The 18,140-nt window shown below is 68.0% G+C and carries 13 protein-coding genes; 7 read left to right on the top strand and 6 right to left on the bottom strand.

Annotated features, from left to right (window positions below; all coding sequences use genetic code 11):
- Nucleotides 1-4 precede the first annotated feature (4 nt).
- Together QE363_RS02290 and purH are read left to right on the top strand one after the other, a co-directional pair.
- On the top strand, nucleotides 5-1,747 hold the full coding sequence (locus tag QE363_RS02290) for a heparinase II/III family protein (protein WP_309691451.1): 1,743 nt from the start codon (nucleotides 5-7) through the stop codon (nucleotides 1,745-1,747).
- A 289-nt stretch (nucleotides 1,748-2,036) separates the two neighbouring features.
- Nucleotides 2,037-3,656 (top strand): bifunctional phosphoribosylaminoimidazolecarboxamide formyltransferase/IMP cyclohydrolase, encoded by a 1,620-nt coding sequence (gene purH / locus QE363_RS02295; RefSeq protein WP_309691454.1) that lies wholly within the window; start codon nucleotides 2,037-2,039, stop codon nucleotides 3,654-3,656.
- A 137-nt stretch (nucleotides 3,657-3,793) separates the two neighbouring features.
- On the opposite strand, the gene QE363_RS02300 is transcribed toward purH, so the two are convergent.
- The 4 genes from QE363_RS02300 to nadB all read right to left on the bottom strand — a co-directional run bounded on the left by QE363_RS02300 (nucleotide 3,794) and on the right by nadB (nucleotide 11,504).
- Complete coding sequence (locus QE363_RS02300) at nucleotides 3,794-5,308, bottom strand: oligosaccharide flippase family protein (RefSeq protein WP_309691456.1); 1,515 nt, start codon at nucleotides 5,306-5,308, stop codon at nucleotides 3,794-3,796.
- Nucleotides 5,309-5,345: 37 nt separating this feature from the next.
- A complete protein-coding gene (gene polA, locus QE363_RS02305) occupies nucleotides 5,346-8,120 on the bottom strand; it encodes a DNA polymerase I (RefSeq protein WP_309691458.1) in 2,775 nt (924 codons plus the stop codon).
- Between the two features lie 520 nt (nucleotides 8,121-8,640).
- Nucleotides 8,641-9,780, bottom strand: a complete 1,140-nt coding sequence (locus QE363_RS02310; RefSeq protein ID WP_387432932.1) for a serine hydrolase — start codon at nucleotides 9,778-9,780, stop codon at nucleotides 8,641-8,643.
- Nucleotides 9,781-9,926: 146 nt separating this feature from the next.
- Nucleotides 9,927-11,504, bottom strand: coding sequence for an L-aspartate oxidase (gene nadB, locus QE363_RS02315; RefSeq protein ID WP_309691459.1), 1,578 nt, complete (start codon nucleotides 11,502-11,504; stop codon nucleotides 9,927-9,929).
- Between the two features lie 118 nt (nucleotides 11,505-11,622).
- Between nadB and QE363_RS02320 the strand changes: the two genes are divergently transcribed.
- Nucleotides 11,623-12,369, top strand: coding sequence for an energy transducer TonB (locus tag QE363_RS02320; RefSeq protein ID WP_309691460.1), 747 nt, complete (start codon nucleotides 11,623-11,625; stop codon nucleotides 12,367-12,369).
- A 275-nt stretch (nucleotides 12,370-12,644) separates the two neighbouring features.
- Here the strand turns inward: QE363_RS02320 and QE363_RS02325 are convergent, their stop codons facing one another.
- Nucleotides 12,645-13,577, bottom strand: a complete 933-nt coding sequence (locus QE363_RS02325; RefSeq protein WP_309691462.1) for an ABC transporter ATP-binding protein — start codon at nucleotides 13,575-13,577, stop codon at nucleotides 12,645-12,647.
- Between the two features lie 88 nt (nucleotides 13,578-13,665).
- Between QE363_RS02325 and QE363_RS02330 the strand changes: the two genes are divergently transcribed.
- From QE363_RS02330 to QE363_RS02345, 4 genes are all read left to right on the top strand, one after another.
- On the top strand, nucleotides 13,666-13,899 hold the full coding sequence (locus tag QE363_RS02330; protein ID WP_307104697.1) for a zinc-finger domain-containing protein: 234 nt from the start codon (nucleotides 13,666-13,668) through the stop codon (nucleotides 13,897-13,899).
- Nucleotides 13,900-14,043: 144 nt separating this feature from the next.
- Nucleotides 14,044-15,474 (top strand): metalloprotease TldD, encoded by a 1,431-nt coding sequence (gene tldD / locus QE363_RS02335; RefSeq protein ID WP_309691464.1) that lies wholly within the window; start codon nucleotides 14,044-14,046, stop codon nucleotides 15,472-15,474.
- A gap of 264 nt (nucleotides 15,475-15,738) precedes the next feature.
- On the top strand, nucleotides 15,739-16,077 hold the full coding sequence (locus QE363_RS02340) for a P-II family nitrogen regulator (RefSeq protein ID WP_042488306.1): 339 nt from the start codon (nucleotides 15,739-15,741) through the stop codon (nucleotides 16,075-16,077).
- A gap of 16 nt (nucleotides 16,078-16,093) precedes the next feature.
- Nucleotides 16,094-17,461: an ammonium transporter gene (locus QE363_RS02345; RefSeq protein WP_309691468.1), complete on the top strand. Its 1,368-nt coding sequence runs from the start codon at nucleotides 16,094-16,096 to the stop codon at nucleotides 17,459-17,461.
- A gap of 277 nt (nucleotides 17,462-17,738) precedes the next feature.
- Here QE363_RS02345 and QE363_RS02350 read toward each other — a convergent pair whose 3' ends face one another.
- Nucleotides 17,739-18,116: an EF-hand domain-containing protein gene (locus QE363_RS02350; protein WP_309691470.1), complete on the bottom strand. Its 378-nt coding sequence runs from the start codon at nucleotides 18,114-18,116 to the stop codon at nucleotides 17,739-17,741.
- Nucleotides 18,117-18,140: the final 24 nt, after the last annotated feature.

Below are 18,140 nucleotides of genomic sequence, written 5' to 3' on the forward strand. Positions count from 1 at the left end.
CGCGATGCGGAGCGGGATCGAGGGCGGGTCCACCCCGCAGGCTGCCGACAGCATCGAGGAAGGCAAGCGGCTGGTCCGTGTCGGCACTGGCGGGCTGTCGCTCGCCGACCGGTTGAGCGAGCATCTCCACCGGCTGACCTGGCGCACGCCGCTGCATTCGCTGCGGCTGAAGGGGCGGCATCCGCTCAAGCTGATGGCGGTGCCCGAAGACCCGATCCTGGGCGATATCGAGCGCGGCCATGCCCTTCTCGGCGGGGTGCTCGACTGGCGCGGCGAGGAGCGCGGGGTCGAATCGATCGATTTCGCGCATCCCGACTGGTCGAGCGGCTTTGCCGACCATCTGCACGGCTTTGCCTGGCTGCGCGACCTGTCCAGCGTCGCGACGCGGGCGCAGGGGGTGCCGATCGCCGAATATCTGATGGGCCGCTGGCTCGACGCGTTCGGGGACAAGATCGATCCGGTGGCGTGGCGGCCCGATCTGTGGGGCCGCCGCATCCTGTTCTGGACTGCGCATGCGCCGCTGATCCTGTCGTCGACCGATCTCGTCTATCGCTCGCGCGTGCTCAACACCCTGGCGCGGGGCGCGCGGCATCTGGATCGCGGCGCGGACAAGGCGCCCGCCGGGGTCGCGCGGATCGCCGCCTGGTGCGGCGTCGTCGCGGCGGGATTGCTGCTGGCGGGGGGCGATCCGCGCCAGGCGTTCGGCGAGGCGGGGCTGAACCGCGCGCTCGACACCGGCCTGTTCGCCGATGGCGGCGTCATCGCGCGCAGCCCGGCGGTGCAACTCGACGCGGTCATGCTGCTGACCATGATGCGCGAGGTTTATGACGCGCGCGGGCTGGCGTTCCCGGAGGCGTTCCAGGCGCGGTTGCAGAAGATGATCTCGGCGCTGCTCGGCGTGGTGCATGGCGACCGCGCGCTGTCGAGCTGGCAGGGATCGGGGCCCGAGACGCCCGAGAAGATCGCCGCCGTCATCGAGGCGTCGGGCGTGCGCACCCGGCCGCTGCGCCAGGCGGGCGACTGGGGTTATCAGCGGCTGGCGGCGGCGCAGACCGTGCTGCTCATGGACGCCGCGCCCCCGCCCATCGCGCGCGCGATCGAGGGGGGCTGCGCCTCGACGCTGGCCTTCGAGTTTTCGGACGGGGCGCAGCGGATCGTCGTCAATTGCGGCGGCGCGGGCGCGACCGTGGCACAGGTTCCCGCCAGCCTCGCGCATGGCCTGCGCACCACGGCGGCGCATTCGACGCTGGTCCTGGGCGATTCCAACTCCACTGCGATCCATGCCGACGGCACGCTGGGGCGCGGCGTCGCCGAGGTCGAGCTCAGCCGCCAGGAATCGGACGCGGCCAGCCGGATCGAGGCGAGTCATGACGGCTATGTCCGCCGCTATGGCTTTCTCCACCGCCGCCAGCTGCTGCTGACCGGCGACGGACGCGAGCTGCGCGGCGAGGATGCGCTGTTGCCGCAGGGGCGCAAGCGCCAGGCCGGATCGACCCATTTCGCGCTGCGCTTCCATCTGGGCGACGGAGTCGAGGCGGTCATCACCGCCGAGAGCGGGCAGGCGATCCTGCGGTTGGACGACGGCGCGCTGTGGCAGTTCCGCTGTCGCGGCGGCACGCTGGCGATCGAGGAGTCGCTGTGGATCGACGGCACCGGCCGCCCGGTCGCGACGCAGCAGCTGGTCGTGACGGGCGAAACCCCGGCGGGCGGCGCGCATGTCAGCTGGGCGTTCAAGCGGGCGCTCTGAGCGCATCGGCGCGAAGAGCGCCCGCCCCGGCGAAGGCCGGGGCACAGTCGAACCATCAAATTCCTCCCCTGCAAGGGGAGGGGGACCATGCGAAGCATGGTGGAGGGGTGTCCCCATTAGAGAGGAAGCCTGCCCTGACGAGCGGTGACACCCCTCCGTCAGGCCTGCGGCCTGCCACCTCCCCTTGCAGGGGAGGAATCATGCTCCCCCGAATCACATTTTGCGCTTCGGCGAATCGGAGTCTATCGGGGCCGCAAACTCTCCCCCAGCATGTAGGACCCGCAGCCCGATGGCCGTTTCGCTCCCCTCCGCTCCCTCCGTCGACACCGTGCCGGTCCGCCGCGCGCTGCTGTCGGTGTCCGACAAGACCGGCGTCATCGATCTGGCGCGCGCGCTGGCCGAGCGCGGGGTCGATCTCGTCTCGACCGGCGGCACCGCCAAGGCGATCCGCGATGCGGGCCTGCCGGTCCGCGACATCTCCGAGGTGACGAACTTCCCCGAGATGATGGACGGCCGGGTCAAGACGCTGCACCCGATGGTCCATGGCGGCCTGCTCGCGGTGCGCGACGACCCCGCGCACGCCGCCGCGATGACCGAGCATGGCATCGGCGCGATCGATCTGGTCGTGGTCAACCTCTACCCCTTCCAGCAGACGGTCGCGAAGGGGGCGGAGCGGCCCGAGATCATCGAGAATATCGATATCGGCGGCCCGTCGATGGTGCGTTCGGCCGCCAAGAACCATGGCTATGTCTCGATCCTGACCGATCCGGCGGACTATGCCGACTTCCTGGCCGAACTCGCCGCGAATGACGGCGCCTCGACGCTGAAGACCCGCCAGCGCCTCGCCGCAAAGGCCTTTGCCGCCACCGCCGCCTATGACTCGGCGATCGCCCAGTGGTTCGCCTTCGCCGACCAGGGCGAGGCGTTCCCGGCGACCCTGCCGCTCGCCTTCACCCGCCACCCCGAAACGCTGCGCTATGGCGAGAACCCGCATCAGGTCGCCGCGCTCTATCTGCCGCAAAAGGGCGGTCAGGGCATCGCCCAGGCCGAGCAGCTTCAGGGCAAGGCGCTGAGCTACAACAACCTGAACGACGCCGATGCCGCGCTGGAGCTGGTCAGCGAATTCATCGACGGCCCGCCCACGGTCGTCATCGTCAAGCACGCCAACCCCTGCGGCGTGGCGAGCGGCGAGACGCTGCTCGAGGCGTATCAGGCGGCCTTCGCCTGTGACACGGTGTCGGCCTTCGGCGGCATCATCGCCTGCAACCGTCCGCTCGACGCCGAGACGGCGGAAGCGATCTCGGGCATCTTCACCGAGGTCGTGGTGGCGCCGGACGCTTCGGCAGAGGCACGCGCCATCTTCGCCAAGAAGAAGAACCTGCGCCTGCTGCTGTCGGGCGAACTGCCCAACCCGTCGCGCCCGGGCCTGATGATGAAGTCGATCGCGGGCGGTCTGCTGGTCCAGAGCCGCGACAATGGCCGCCTGACCGACGACATGTTGAAGGTCGTCACCAAGCGCGCGCCGACCGCACAGGAACTGGCCGATTGCCGCTTTGCCTGGACGGTCGCCAAGCATGTGAAGTCGAACGCGATCGTCTATGCCAAGGGCGGCTCGACCGCCGGTGTCGGCGCGGGCCAGATGAACCGTCTGGAATCGGCGCGCATCGCCGCATGGAAGGCCAAGGACGCCGCCGACAAGGCGGGCTGGGCCGAGCCACGCACCATCGGTTCGGCTGTCGCCTCGGACGCCTTCTTCCCCTTCGCCGACGGCCTGCTCGCGGCAGTCGAGGCGGGCGCGACGGCGGTGATCCAGCCGGGCGGCTCGATCCGCGACGATGAAGTGATCGCGGCGGCGGACGAAGCCGGGCTGGCGATGGTGTTCACCGGCATGCGCCACTTCCGGCATTGATCCGAAAAAGGCCCCTTCCGAAGCGTTCGGAAGGGGCCTTCTTATGACCGACCCATAGCCCAACCGTTCACGCTGAGCGTAGTCGAAGCGTCATCCCATGGCCTTCGACTTCGCTCAGCGTGAACGGAGATTGGAAGTTACCGCGTGATCCCGCCCGCATGGGGCAAGGTGGCTTCCTCCGCGCTCGGCGCCTTGCCGAACAGCGCGCGGTCCGCTGGCCCAAAGGCCCAGCGCCACAGCACCAGTAGATAGGTCGCCGCGATGGCGGGCTCGCCGAACAGCAGCTCGGCCCATTCCAGTCGCTTGGGCAGCAGCGTGAAGGCTCCGCCCACGACGATCGCCGCCCCCGCCGCCCAGAGCAGCGGCCAGCGAAAGGGCGAGACGGGCGCGTTCAGGATGCCCGACAGCACCCGCGCCTTGATGACCGAGGTCATCGTCACGCTCATCGCCAGCGCAACCGCCGGGCCCGCCGCCGCCCAGGTCGGCGGCCAGCCGAGCGCGCGCATGCCCAGGATCAGCGCGAAGCTGAGGCCGATCTGCACCCCCAGCATCGCGATCGAGATCATCAGGTTGCGGTGCCGCGCGGTATAGACCAGCGCCGATTCGCACACCGCGCCGGTCGAGGCCAGCACCTCGGCGAACAGCAGGAAGGCGAGCGCGGCGGTGCCCGACACGAATTGCGGGCCGACCACGCCCATCACGCCCTCGCCGGGAATCGAGCCCATCAGCGCCAGGCAGCCCTGCGCCGCCATGATCCAGAACGCCACCTGCCGCACCTGCCGCGCGATGGCGCCCATGTCGCCATTGGCCAGGCTCTGGGTGATGACCGGGCCCAGGATCGGGTCGAAGCTGGTCTTCAGCTTCTGCGGAAGCGAGGCGACCTGCTGCGCCATATAATAGATGCCGACGATGCGCGGCTCGAACATCACGCCCAGGATGAAGCGGTCGACATTGCGCGTCCCCCATTCCAGCGCGTCCGCCCCCGCCAGCGGCGCATTGGCGCGGGCGAGCGCGAAGACGCGGGCGAGGCGCGGGCTCCAGCCATGCGGCAGGCCATAGCTGCGCAGGAACGGCACCAGGCTGGCGATCAGCGCCGCCGTCATCGACGCGACATAGGACAGGACCAGCCCGTCGCGGATCGTGAAGAAGGAAAAGACCCAGGCCGCGATCGAGATGGTCCAGGGCTCGACCACCGCGCGCGCGGTGACCGTCGCCTTGACGTTCAGGCGATAGGCGAGCGCGGCGAGGCTGACGTCCGACCAGGCGATGGCGACGATGATGCAGGGCAGCCACCGGTCCAGCCCGGTGATCGCGCTGTTGGGATAGAGCAGCTCGGGAAAGGTCCACAGCACCGCGCTGGCCAGGACCGAGGCCAGGAAGGCGAGCGCCATCGCATCCCACACGACATGGACATGCGGCCGCTCGGTCGAGGACAGCGCCTGCGCCAGCCCGCGCTTCATGCCCAGCGTCGCGATCAGCGCCGCCAGCTCGACCACGACCACCGCGATGGCGAAGCGGCCGACCAGATCGGGGCCGTACATGCGCCCCGCGATGAACAGAAAGGGGATGCGCGCCGCCAGCCGCAGCGCGAAGCCCGCGATATTGGTCCGCCCGCCCTTGGCGAGCGTATCGATGTCCTTGCTCTCGGCCATCAGCCGCGACGATTTCGGGCGAGGGGGCGCGGACAGGTCAATGCGCCGCGCCCCAGCTCTTGCCGAACCCGATCTCGACGCCCAGCGGCACCGACAGCGTGACCGCCGGTTCGGCCGCACCCGCCATGACTTCGCGGATCACCGCACCGGCCGCCTCGGCATCCGCCTCGGGCGCCTCGAACACCAGTTCGTCATGCACCTGGAGCAGCATCCGCACATGGCCCAGCCCCGCGGCGGCGAGGGCGGGTTCCATGCGGACCATGGCGCGCTTGATGATGTCGGCGCTGGTCCCCTGGATCGGCGCGTTGATCGCGGCGCGTTCCGCCCCCTGGCGCTCGCCCTGGTTGCGTGAGGCGATACGCGGGAAATGCGTCTTGCGGCCGAACAGCGTGCTCGTGAAGCCCTTCTCGCGGACGCTCGACAGCGTCTCGGCGATGTAGCGGTTGATGCCGGGGAAGCGCTCGAAATAGCGGTCGATCATCGCCTGCGCCTCGTCCGCCGACACGTCGAGGCGACCCGCCAGTCCCCAGCGCGAAATGCCGTAGAGGATGGCGAAGTTGATCGTCTTGGCCCGCCCGCGCGTGTCGCGATTGACCTCGCCGAACAGCTCCTTGGCGGTCAGGCTGTGGATGTCGTCGCCATTGGCGAACGCGTTGCGCAGCGCCGGCACGTCCGCCATATGCGCGGCGAGGCGCAATTCGATCTGCGAATAGTCGGCGGCGATCAGGACATGGCCGTCCTCGGCGATGAACGCCTCGCGCAGCTGCCGCCCGACCTCGGTGCGGATCGGGATGTTCTGCAGGTTCGGCTCGGTCGAGGACAGCCGCCCGGTCTGCGCGCCGGTCAGGCTGTAGCTGGTGTGGACGCGGCCGGTCTTCGGGTTGATCTGCGCCTGGAGCGCGTCGGTATAGGTGCTCTTCAGCTTGGACAGCTGGCGCCATTCCAGGATCTTGCGGACGATCTCCGCCGCCTCGCCGCCGTCGCGGGCCAGGCGTTCGAGTTCGGTCACGTCGGTCGAATAGACGCCCGACTTGCCCTTGCGCCCGCCCTTGAGACCCAAGCGGTCGAACAGGATCTCGCCCAGCTGCTTGGGACTGCCGATGGTGAAGGGGGTGCCCGCCATCGCATGGATCTCACCCTCCAGCGCGGCGATCTGTCCGGCGAATTCGGTCGAGAGCTGCGACAGGCGGTCGCGATCGACCTTGATGCCGCGCCGCTCCATCCCTGCGATGACGGGTACAAGCGGGCGGTCGACCATCTCGTACACGCGCGTCGCCTGCTCCATGGGGAGCCGCGCCTTGAACCGCTTCCACAGCCGCAGCGTGACGTCGGCATCCTCGGCGGCGTAGCGGGTGGCGGTCTTGAGGTCGACCTCGTGGAAGCCGAGCTGCTTCTTACCGGTGCCGACCACTTCCTTGAAGGCGAGACAGGTGTGCGACAGATGCGTCGCGGCCAGTTCGTCCATGCCGTGGCCGTGAAGCCCGGCGTCGAGGTCGAAGCTCAGCACGATCGTGTCGTCATGCGGCGCGACGGCGATGCCGCGCTCGCCCAGCACGATCATGTCGAATTTCAGATTCTGGCCGATCTTCAGGACCGACGGGTCCTCGCACAGCGCCTTGATCCGCTCGAGCGCCGCGGCGACCGGAATCTGCACCGGCACTTCGGCCAGCAGGTCGGTGCCGCCATGCCCCAACGGGATGTAGCACGCCTTGTTGGGGGCTAGGCACAGGCTGACCCCGACCAGTTCGGCCTGGGTCGCGTCGGTCGAGCTGGTTTCGGTATCGATCGCGATAAAACCCTGATGGCGGGCGTCGGCGACCCACCGGTCGAGCGTCTCGAGGTCCTGCACCGTCGTATAGCCGTCGAGATTGCACGGCTCGTCATCTTCCATCGGTGCGGCGGGCGTGGCCTCTCCGGCGGCGGGCGCGGGCGCGGCGTCGTCGGTGATCTGCCCCATCTTGGCGATCAGCGAACGGAAGCCATGATGCTCCAGGAACGCGCGCAAGGGGGCATCCGGGATGGTCGGATGCAGCGCCAGTTCCTCCAGCGGCTGGGGCAGCGGCGCGTTGCACTCCAGCGTGACCAGCCGCTTCGACAGCCGCGCATTCTCGGCATGTTCGATGAGGTTGTCGCGCAGCTTGCCCTTCTTCATCTCGGGCGCGGCGGCGAGGACGGATTCGAGGTCGCCATGCTCGACGATCAGCTTGGACGCGGTCTTCGGCCCCACGCCCGGCACGCCCGGCACGTTGTCGACGCTGTCGCCCATCAGCGCGAGCACATCGCCCAGCTGCTTGGGACCCACGCCGAACTTCTCCTGGACGTAAGATTCGCCCAGACGCCGGTTGTTCATCGTGTCGAGCATGTCGAGGCTGCCATCCTCGACCAGCTGCATCAGATCCTTGTCGCCCGACACGATCGTGACCTGCCACCCCTCGGCCATCGCGGCGCGGGCGTAGCAGGCGATCAGGTCGTCGGCCTCCAGCCCCGCTTCCTCGATACAGGGCAGCGAGAAGGCGCGGGTGGCGTCGCGGATCATCGGGAATTGGGGGACCAGATCGGGCGGGGGCGGGGGCCGGTGCGCCTTATACTGGTCGTACATGTCGTTGCGGAAGGTCTTGGACGACTTGTCGAGCACCACCGCCATATGGGTCGGCCCATCGGCGGCGTTGATCTCGTCCACCAGCTTCCAGAGCATGGTGGTATAGCCGTACACCGCCCCGACCGGCTCGCCATGCTTGTTCGTCAGCGGCGGCAGGCGGTGATAGGCGCGGAAGATATAGCCGGAGCCGTCGACGAGATAGAGATGGGGCATATCGCTGCGGTTTAGCGGAACAGAGAGAGGGTAAACAGCCCCTGATCGCACGGCTTTTGGCGGCTGTGGCGGATGGGCCACGCTCAGCCTGATGGGCTGATCTAGCGACGGGAATAGGTGGTTAGCTGCCGTTTGCGGTTGGCAAAGGCAATTGTGAAACGAGGAGATCGCAGTTCGGCTTGCTCATATTGCATAGCCCAGCGATCGCGAAGCGTCGCAGTTTGCCGGAACCGTCGCCGACATAGAGGACGTTGGCCTCTCTGGGCGGCCAAGGCGTGGTCATGACGTTGCCGGGAGAGAGCTTTTGCGTTGATGGCGGCCGAGGTACGCCGTTTTTGAGTATATCGACGTAGACGGTCGCGTTGGTGTCATTTCGCAAGCTCGTCGTCGGACTACAGGCTGCAAGCGGCCCGAAGATCAAAAGCCCAATCAACGTGAACCGCCACCTCATAAGCGCACGATGTCGTCTAAGAGGATTGTCTGCAACTGGGCAATAGCAGCCGTTACCCCCAAGCCACACTCAATTCGCCACCGCCACCGGTCCTCTCGGCGGCCCCGCCGCATCGGCTACCGCCGCCGCGACATTCTGGATCAGCTGTTGGCGCTTGCGAATATCCTCGGTCGTGTCGCCGATCATCACCGCAATCGCAAAGCGGCGGCCATCGGGGGCGGTCAGCAGGCCGACATCGTTGAAGCCCGCATTGCGGCGGCCCAGGTCCTGCCCCGTCCCGGTCTTGTGCGCGATCGTCCAGCCGCTCGGCACGGCGGCGCGCAGGCGGGCATGGCCGGTGCGCGAGGCCTCCATCGTGTCGATCAGGATGCGGGTCGAGGTTTCGGACAACAGCTCGCCGCGCGCCAGCCGGGCCAGCGCATCGGCGATGGCGATCGGCGCCGCGCCGTCGGGCGGATCGCTGACATAGGCGTCGAGCGCCGCGGTCCGCGCCGCGGGGTCGAGCCGATTGCGCGCCGCCTGGAACGCCCCCGCCATCGCGAAGGCGGGTTGCCAGGTCAGGCCCGCCGTCTTCGCCTGGAGCAGCCGCTCGCCGGGGCCGAAGCGGATATCGCCCAGCCGCTTGTTGGCGATCATCGCGCGCACCGCCTGCGGCCCGCCGACATAGGTGAGCAGCCGGTCATTGGCGGTATTGTCGCTCTGGGTCAGCGCGCGGGTCAGCAGTTCGCCGACCGTGGTATGATATCCGTCGCCCTTGACCAGCATCGCGATCGGCTGGTGGAACAGGGTCAGGTCCTCGCGCCGCACGACGATCGGCTCGTCCAGCCGTGCGCGGCCCCTGTCGCGCAGGTCAAGCAGCGTGATCGCGACCCACAGCTTGGACACCGATTGCTGGGGCAGGCGCTGGCGGCCGCCGACCTCGACCGTCCAGCCGTCATCGACCGCGCGCACCGCAATGCCCTTCTTGCCCGAAAAACCGGCGGACAGCCGATCGATCGTGCTGACCAGCCCGGCGGGCGCGGCGGGGGCGCGGCTGGGGCGGGGCGGGGGGAGCGGCATCGACACCGAAACCTGGGGATCGGGCACGCTGGGAGCATGGGACGTCGCGCCGGGGCGCGAATCCGCCCCACAGCCTGCGAGCCCCAAGAGAAGAAACCCGGCAGGCCATGAACGCAGCCCGCCGCTCGATACTCGCTTCGTCACCGCAATACCCCGCAACACAGGGGTATCCTTACGTCTTGACCGGGTGGGGGAAATCCCCGTGTCCGGGCCTTGCGACGAAAGGTCGCACGCGCACGACAAGATGCGAAACATTCCAAATTCCTCCCTTTGCAGGGGAGGAATCAGGGCTTGCCTTACGGAATCAGGATCGTGTCGACCGCTTCGGGCAAGGTCTCGGGATAATCGAGCGTGTAATGCAGTCCCCGGCTCTCCTTGCGATGCAGCGCGCAGCGGACGATCAGCTCGGCGGTCTGGAGCAGGTTGCGCAGCTCGATCAGGTCGGGCGTGACGCGGAAATGGCCGTAATAGTCGTTGATCTCGTCGGTCAGCATGCGGATGCGGTGCTGCGCGCGCTCGAGCCGCTTGGTGGTGCGCACGATGCCGACATAATTCCACATGAAGCGGCGGATTTCGGTCCAGTTCTGCTTGATGACCACCTCTTCGTCCGAATCGGTGACACGGCTCTCGTCCCAGGGGCGGATGGCGGGGGCGGGGGGCAGATCGTCCCAATGCGCCGCGATATGGTTCGCGCACGCCTCGCCATAGACGAAGCATTCGAGGAGCGAATTGGAGGCGAGCCGGTTGGCACCGTGCAGCCCCGACTGGGTCACCTCGCCCGCCGCATAGAGGCCTGGCAGGTCGGTGCGCCCGTCGCGGTCCACGATGACGCCGCCACAGGTATAATGCTGCGCGGGGACGACCGGGATCGGCTGGACCGTCATGTCGATGCCGAGGCTCAACAGCTTTTCGTGGATGTTGGGGAAATGCTCGCGGACGAAGGCGGGCGGCTGGTGGCTGATGTCGAGATGGACATAGTCCAGGCCCAGCCGCTTGATCTCATGGTCGATCGCGCGCGCCACGATGTCGCGCGGAGCGAGTTCGGCGCGGGCATCGAAATCGGGCATGAAGCGGTGGCCGGTCTCGGGAATCTTCAGATGCCCGCCCTCGCCGCGAACCGCCTCGGTAATCAGGAAATTCTTGACCTGGGTGTTGTACAGGCAGGTCGGGTGGAACTGCATGAATTCCATGTTCGACACGCGCGCGCCCGCGCGCCATGCCATCGCGATGCCGTCGCCGGTCGCCCCCTTGGGCGCAGTGGAGAATTGATAGGTGCGGCCGGCGCCCCCGGTCGCCAGGATCGTCGCGCGCGCCTTGTGCACCACGACGCGGCCCGTCCGCCGGTCGACTGCATAGATGCCCCAGACATGGCCCGCCCCCGAATAGCGCATCTCGTGGCGGCTGGTCGCCAGGTCGATCGCGACCTGATCGGGGACCATGGTGATGTTGGGATGCGCGTCCGCCGCCTTCAACAGCGCGTCGAGCACCGCCCAGCCGGTCGCGTCCGCCACATGCACGATGCGCCGGTGCGAATGCCCGCCCTCACGCGTCAGGTGGAGCATATTGCCCTCGGTCGCGAAGGGGACGCCCAGTTTCTGGAGGCGCTCGATCGCGGCGGGGGCGTTCTCGACCACGAATTCGACGGTGGCGCGGTCGTTCAGCCCCGCGCCCGCGACCATCGTATCCTCGATATGGCTGTCGAAGGTGTCGCCGGGTTCGAGGACGGCGGCGATGCCCCCCTGCGCCCAGGCGGTCGAGCCCTCGTTCAGCTTGCCCTTGGCCAGCACCGTCACCTTGAACCGGTCGGCCAGGTTCAGCGCCGCGGTCAGCCCGGCCGCGCCCGATCCGACGATCAGGATATCGGAATCGGTCATGCGCGGGCTCCTTCGGGCGCGGGGGCAGGGGTCATGGCGCACCCTGTGGCACGGACGCGGGGCGGGGGACAGGGGGTAACGCCTTGCCTTGGTGCGCGCGCCTTCCCACTTGCCCGTCATGGCGTTGGCCCGATCCGATTGGCGCGACCGTCTGCGCGCGGCGATCCCCACGGGGGTGATCGTGGGCGGCCTGGGCTATGCGCTGGTCCTGGGGCTGGGCTTCACACCGGTCCAGCCCCTGGTTTCACCGGCGCTCGACAGTTTCGACGTCACGCCGCCCAAGCCGCCGCCCCCGCCGCCGGTCCGGCCCAAAAGGATCGAGAGCCACCGGCCGCGCGGTGCCGCCGCGCCCCCCAATATCCGGTCGAAGGCTACCCCTGTCGTCGCCCCGCCGCCGGTGGTCGTGCTGCCCCCGGTCTCGCCCGTCATCACGGCGCCGGTAGCGGGCACGGGCGCGGACCCGAGCCAGGGCGCCTCCGACAAGCCCGGGCTCGGCACCGGGGCGGGCGGCATCGGCAATGGTACGGGCAGCGGCGGGTCGGGGGATGGGGACGGCTATGGCGACGAAACCCCGCCGCGCCGGATCAGGGGGCGGATCAAGGATTCGGACTATCCCGAAGCCGCCGCCGATGCGGGTGCCAGCGGGACGGTGCAGGTCCGCTATTTCGTCAATGTCGATGGCCGGGTCAGCGGGTGCGTGGTGACCAAGAGCAGCGGCAATGCCGCTTTGGACGAGACGACCTGTCGGCTGATCGAGCAGCGATACCGTTACGACCCGTCCCGCGATGCCGAGGGGCGGCCGGTGCGGTCGATCATCGTGGTGAATCAGGATTGGGTGCTGGAGCGTTTGCCTGCGGAGCGGTGATAGGTCGGGCTTTGGGGGAGCGCCGGGCGTGGGCTTCGACTTCGCTCAGCCTGAACGGAGGTCGGGATATTTCGGTTCGCGCAGAGGCGCAGAGGACGCGGAGGTGTTCGGTGCGCGGATAGCGCATCCCTTACCTATCATGGCCTGTTGGAGCGGACTGTAGAATGAGTGGAGTGGTACACCTCCGCGTCCTCTGCGCCTCTGCGCGAACCCAAAATTCCTTCCCCCCAAGAACCCCGTTCAGCCTGAGCGAAGTCGAAGGCCAAGCGAATCCCTCAAGCCCCAACACTCCGCGTCAACGACAGGAACACGTCCTCCAGATCGGCTTCCTTGGTCGAGACGTCGACGATCCCGTATCCGTCCGCCTGCACCGCCGCCAGGACCTGGCCCGCATTCACCTTGTCCTTGGCATAGGTGATCTCCAGCGTGCGGCTGCCCTTCAGCACGATCTTGCCGAAGCTGGCATGGTCGGGCACCGCCGCGACATCGCGGTCCACCGTCACCGCGACGATCTTTTCCTGCGCCTTGCCGACCAGCTCGCGGGTCGGCTCATTGGCGACCAGGCGACCATGGTTGATGATCGCGATCCGGTCGCACAGCTCCTCGGCCTCTTCGAGATAATGGGTGGTCAGCACCACCGTCACGCCCTGTTCGTTGAGCTGCTGGACATAGGCCCAAAGCTGCTGGCGAAGTTCGATGTCGACGCCCGCCGTCGGTTCGTCGAGGACGAGGACGGGCGGCGAATGCACCATCGCCTTGGCGACCATCAGGCGGCGCTTCATGCCGCCCGACAGGGTGCGCGAATAGGCGTTCGCCTTGTCCTCCAGATGAACCGCGCGCAGCAATTCCATCGAGCGGCGCTGGCCCTTGGGCACGCCGTACAGTCCGCCCTGAATCTCCAGCGTCTCCAGCGGCGTGAAGAAGGGGTCGAACAGGATTTCCTGGTTGACGATGCCGATCGACGCTTTCGCGTTGCGCGGATGCCGGTCGATGTCGAAGCCCCAGATCGACGCCGATCCTTCGGTCTTCATGACCAGACCCGCCAGGATGTTGATCAGCGTCGACTTGCCCGCACCGTTCGGCCCCAGCAGCCCGAAGATCTGCCCCCGCGGCACGTCGAAACTGACCCCGTCGAGCGCGCGCTTGCCGCCCTGATAGGTCTTGGCGATGCCCTGGATCGAGATGGCGGCTTCGGTGCTGGCGGTCATGGCGCCCGAGATAGGCGTGTGGGGCGGACAGGCCAAGCCGGTTTTCGGGAATTGCACGGGGCTCCATGCCTTGCTATCGCGCGAGCCTATGTTGCCGCCGCCCGAAACCACCCGCGTCACCCAGACCCGCGTCGCTTGCGACGGTGCCACCGACATTCCCGGCGGCGCTGCGCTCGGTCATCCGCGCGTGTGGTTGCAGATCGACGAGACCGGCTATGTCGATTGCGGCTATTGCGATCGCCGCTTCGTGCTGATCGGCGGCCCGGCGGACGGCGCGGACCAGGCGGCGCTGCCGGATCATGGCGACGGCGCCGGGCGCTAACCCCCAACACGAATGAGACTCACGCCCCTCCCGCAAGCGGGAGGGGCTTAAGAGAGCGCTGCGGTATGCGGCCGGGGCTTAACAAGGTCGGAATTCCGCCGACGGGAGATTTCAAACCTCGGCGGGGCGTCCTATATCCTCGTGATGACCGTCACCGATCCCCGCTCGTTCCTCTACCGCGACACGCTGGACCCCGAGGCGGCGTTGCGCCTCACCGCCAATGCCCTGTCCCGCGCCGACGATGGCGAGCTGTACCTCCAATATAAGCGGTCCGAAGCCTTCGGCTTCGACGACGGGCGGTTGAAGACGGCCAGCTACGACACGCATTCGGGCTTCGGCCTGCGCGCGGTGTCGGGCGAGATGACCGCCTTTGCCCATGCCAATGAGCTGTCGGAGGCCGCGATCCGGCGCGCCGCGCAGACCATGGCGCTGATCGATCCCGCCAAGGGCGCCGCCGCGCCGCCGCCGCAGGGGACCAACCGGCACCTCTATACCGCGACCGATCCGCTCGACCTGATCCCCTTTGCCGAGAAGGTGTCGCTCTGCCAGACGATCGACGCCGCCGCCCGCGCGCGCGACCCGCGCGTCGTGCAGGTGTCGGTCGGCCTGTCGGGCAGCTGGAGCGTGGTCGAGATCGTCCGCGCCGACGGCTTCGTCGCGACGGACGTGCGGCCGCTGGTGCGGCTCAACATCTCGGTCGTGGTGGAACAGAATGGGCGGCGTGAGACGGGCAGCTTCGGGATCGGCGGCCGCTATCTGTACGACCGGCTGGTCGCGCGCGAGACGTGGGAGCGCGGCATCGACATCGCGCTGACCCAGGCGCTGGTCAATCTGGACTCGGTCGCCGCCCCGGCGGGCGAGATGACCGTGCTGCTCGGGCCGGGCTGGCCGGGCGTGCTGCTGCACGAGGCAATCGGGCACGGGCTGGAGGGGGACTTCAACCGCAAGGGCACCTCGGCCTTTTCGGGGCGGATCGGCGAGCGGGTCGCGGCGCCCGGCGTCACTGTGGTCGATGACGGAAGCCTGGCCGACCGGCGCGGGTCGCTGTCGATCGATGACGAGGGCACGCCGACGCGCGAGGTCGTGCTGATCGAGGACGGCATCCTGAAGGGTTACATGCAGGACCGGCTCAACGCGCGGCTGATGGGCGTCGCGCCGACTGGCAATGGCCGCCGCGAGAGCTTTGCCCATGCGCCGATGCCGCGCATGACCAACACCTTCATGAAGGGCGGGCAGGACGATCCCGCCGAGCTGCTGTCGCGGGTGAAGAACGGCATCTTCGCCAAGTCCTTCGGCGGCGGGCAGGTCGATATCGTGTCGGGCAAGTTCGTCTTCTCCTGCACCGAGGCGTACCGGATCGAGAACGGCAAGCTGGGCGCGCCGATCAAGGGCGCGACGCTGATCGGCGACGGGCCGAGCGTGCTGACCAAGGTGAAGGGCATCGGCAACGACTTCGCGCTGGACGAGGGCGTGGGGGTCTGCGGCAAGGGCGGGCAGAGCGTGCCTGCGGGCGTGGGCCAGCCGAGCCTGCTGGTCGAAGGGCTGACCGTCGGCGGAACCGCGCTGGCGGCGTGATTTCCCTTCCTCCCCTCAAAGGGGAGGTGGCAGGCCGCAGGCCTGACGGAGGGGTGTCACCCTCTCGATAGCGGAGCCCCCTCCCCTTGCAGGGGAGGAAAGGCTGCCCAAAATTTGGGCATATCCTTACCAATGCCTAAAAATTGATGCCGCCCGGCAGGCGAAACAGATCGCGCCGCATCATCATAGCGCGCAAAAGTCACGAAAACGTAACTGGCACACCCTTTGCAATGCTTGTCGGCGGGAAACGCAAAGGGGGCACAGGTGAAGCTGATCATCGCTATCATCAAGCCGTTCAAGCTCGACGAGGTGCGCGAGGCGCTCACCACTTTGGGCGTGGCGGGCATGACGGTGACCGAGGTGAAGGGTTTCGGGCGGCAGAAGGGCCAGACCGAAATCTATCGCGGGGCCGAATACAGCACCAACATGGTGCCCAAGATCAAGATCGAGGTCGTCTGCGCGTCCGAGATCGCCGACCGCGTCGTCGAATCGATCCAGGCCGCCGCCAACACCGGCGCGATCGGCGACGGCAAGATCTTCATGCTCGATGTCGGCCAGGCCGTGCGCATCCGCACCGGCGAAACCGACGAATCGGCACTCTGAGCAAGGGGGGATTTCGATGAAGCATGTCACCAAATTGGCGACCGGCGCGGCGGGCCTCGGCCTGACGCTGTTCGTCGCGCTACCCGCCTGGGCCCAGGATGCCGCCGCGCTCCAGTCGCCCGCCGCCGCCGCGCCGGCCGCGACCGTGAACAAGGGCGACACCGCCTGGATGCTCACCTCGACCGTGCTGGTCATGATGATGATCCTGCCGGGCCTGGCGCTGTTCTATGGCGGTCTGACCCGCGCGAAGAATATGCTGTCCACCATGACCCAGATCGGCGCGGCCGCCTGCCTCGCGATGCTGATCTGGGTGATGTACGGCTATAGCCTGGCCTTCGGGCCGGACGTGTCGGGGGGCGCGTCCAACTTCATCTCCGGGCTGGGCAAGGCGTTCCTGAAGGGCGTCACGCCCGCCAGCCAGGCGGCGACCTTCACCGCGGGCGTCGAAATCCCCGAATATGTCTTCATCTGCTTCCAGATGACCTTCGCCGCGATCACCGCCGCGCTGGTGCTCGGCTCGGTTGTCGAGCGGATGAAGTTCTCGGCGGTCATGGCGTTCACCGCCGTGTGGCTGACCATCGTCTATTTCCCGATCGCGCACATGGTGTGGGCATCGTCGGGCCTGTTCTTCAAGGCGGGCGCGCTCGACTTTGCGGGCGGCACGGTGGTGCACATCAACGCCGGTGTCTCGGCGCTGGTCGCCTCGCTGATCCTGGGCAAGCGCATGGGCTATCCCACCACGCCGATGCCTCCGCACTCGCTGACGCTGACCGGCGTGGGCACCGGCCTGCTGTGGGTCGGCTGGTTCGGGTTCAACGCGGGCTCCGCGCTGGAGGCCAATGGCTCGGCGGGCCTGGCGATGATCAACACCTTCGTCGCGACGGCGTCGGGCGGCCTGTTCTGGATGCTCGCCGAGCGTCTGGCGGGGCATAAGGGTTCGGCGCTGGGCTTCTGCTCGGGCATCGTCGCGGGTCTGGTCGCGGTGACCCCGGCGGCGGGCAATTCGGGCCCGTTCGGCGCGATCGTGCTGGGCGCCATCGCCAGCGTGATCTGCTTCTATGCGGTGTCGGTCCTGAAGCCCAAGCTCGGCTATGACGATGCGCTCGACGCCTTCGGCGTGCACGGCATCGGCGGCATGATCGGCGCGATCGGCACGGCCGTGGTCTACGCCCCCTCGCTGGGCGGTCCGGGTGCGGCGGATTACGTCATGAGCTCGAAGCTGCTGGTCCAGCTCGGCGCGGTCGCCACGACCATCGTCTGGGCCACCATCGGCACCGTCATCGCCATGTACATCGCCAAGGCTGTCACCGGCCTGCGCGTCTCGAAGGAAGTCGAGCAGGAAGGCCTCGACCTCGGCGAGCACGGCGAGCGCGCCTACAACTGATCGGGAGCGGGGGCGACAGACCCCCGCACCCCACGACGTTCCTCCTGCGGACGACCTAAGCCCGGTGCGGCAACGCACCGGGCCTTTTTTTGTGTTGGCGGGGAAACCGCACCGACAGGGCGAAGGCCGGGGTAGAAAGTCGGACCACCCTCCGTTCGCACTGAGCGAAGTCGAAGTGCACGGGATTCGCTTACCCGGAGGGTGGGGCGTGGCCTTCGACTTCGCTCAGGCTGAACGGAGGTGGGGCTGGGGGGATAGTGGGGGAAGGGGGCGACCCTTACCGCCCCTTCGGCCCCGCCGCCGGCCCCGCCTGCTGCGCCCGCGCCGCCTTGGCCGCCTCATATTCGTCGAAGGTGCGCGACAGCAGCGCCTGCGCCTCCGCCTCGGTCACCTTGCCGTCCTTGTTGGCATCGGCCTTGCCGAACCACAGCTCGGCCAGACGCCCGGCATGGACGTCGTCGATCTTCTTCTGGCCGTTGCCCATCTTCATGATCGCAGCCTTCACCTCGGCCTTGGTCAGCGCGCCGTCGTGATTGGTGTCGCGCGCCTTGAACTCGCGCGAGAATTTCGCGGCGGCGGACGCGCGGGTGTCCTGCGCCATGGCGGGCACGGCAAGGGTCGCGGCGATCAGGCCGGTGACGAGGAAACGGGTCATGCGGGAACTCCTGAACGGGACATC

This window comes from Sphingomonas sp. SORGH_AS_0870, from assembly GCF_031453175.1.
Taxonomy (GTDB): domain Bacteria; phylum Pseudomonadota; class Alphaproteobacteria; order Sphingomonadales; family Sphingomonadaceae; genus Sphingomonas.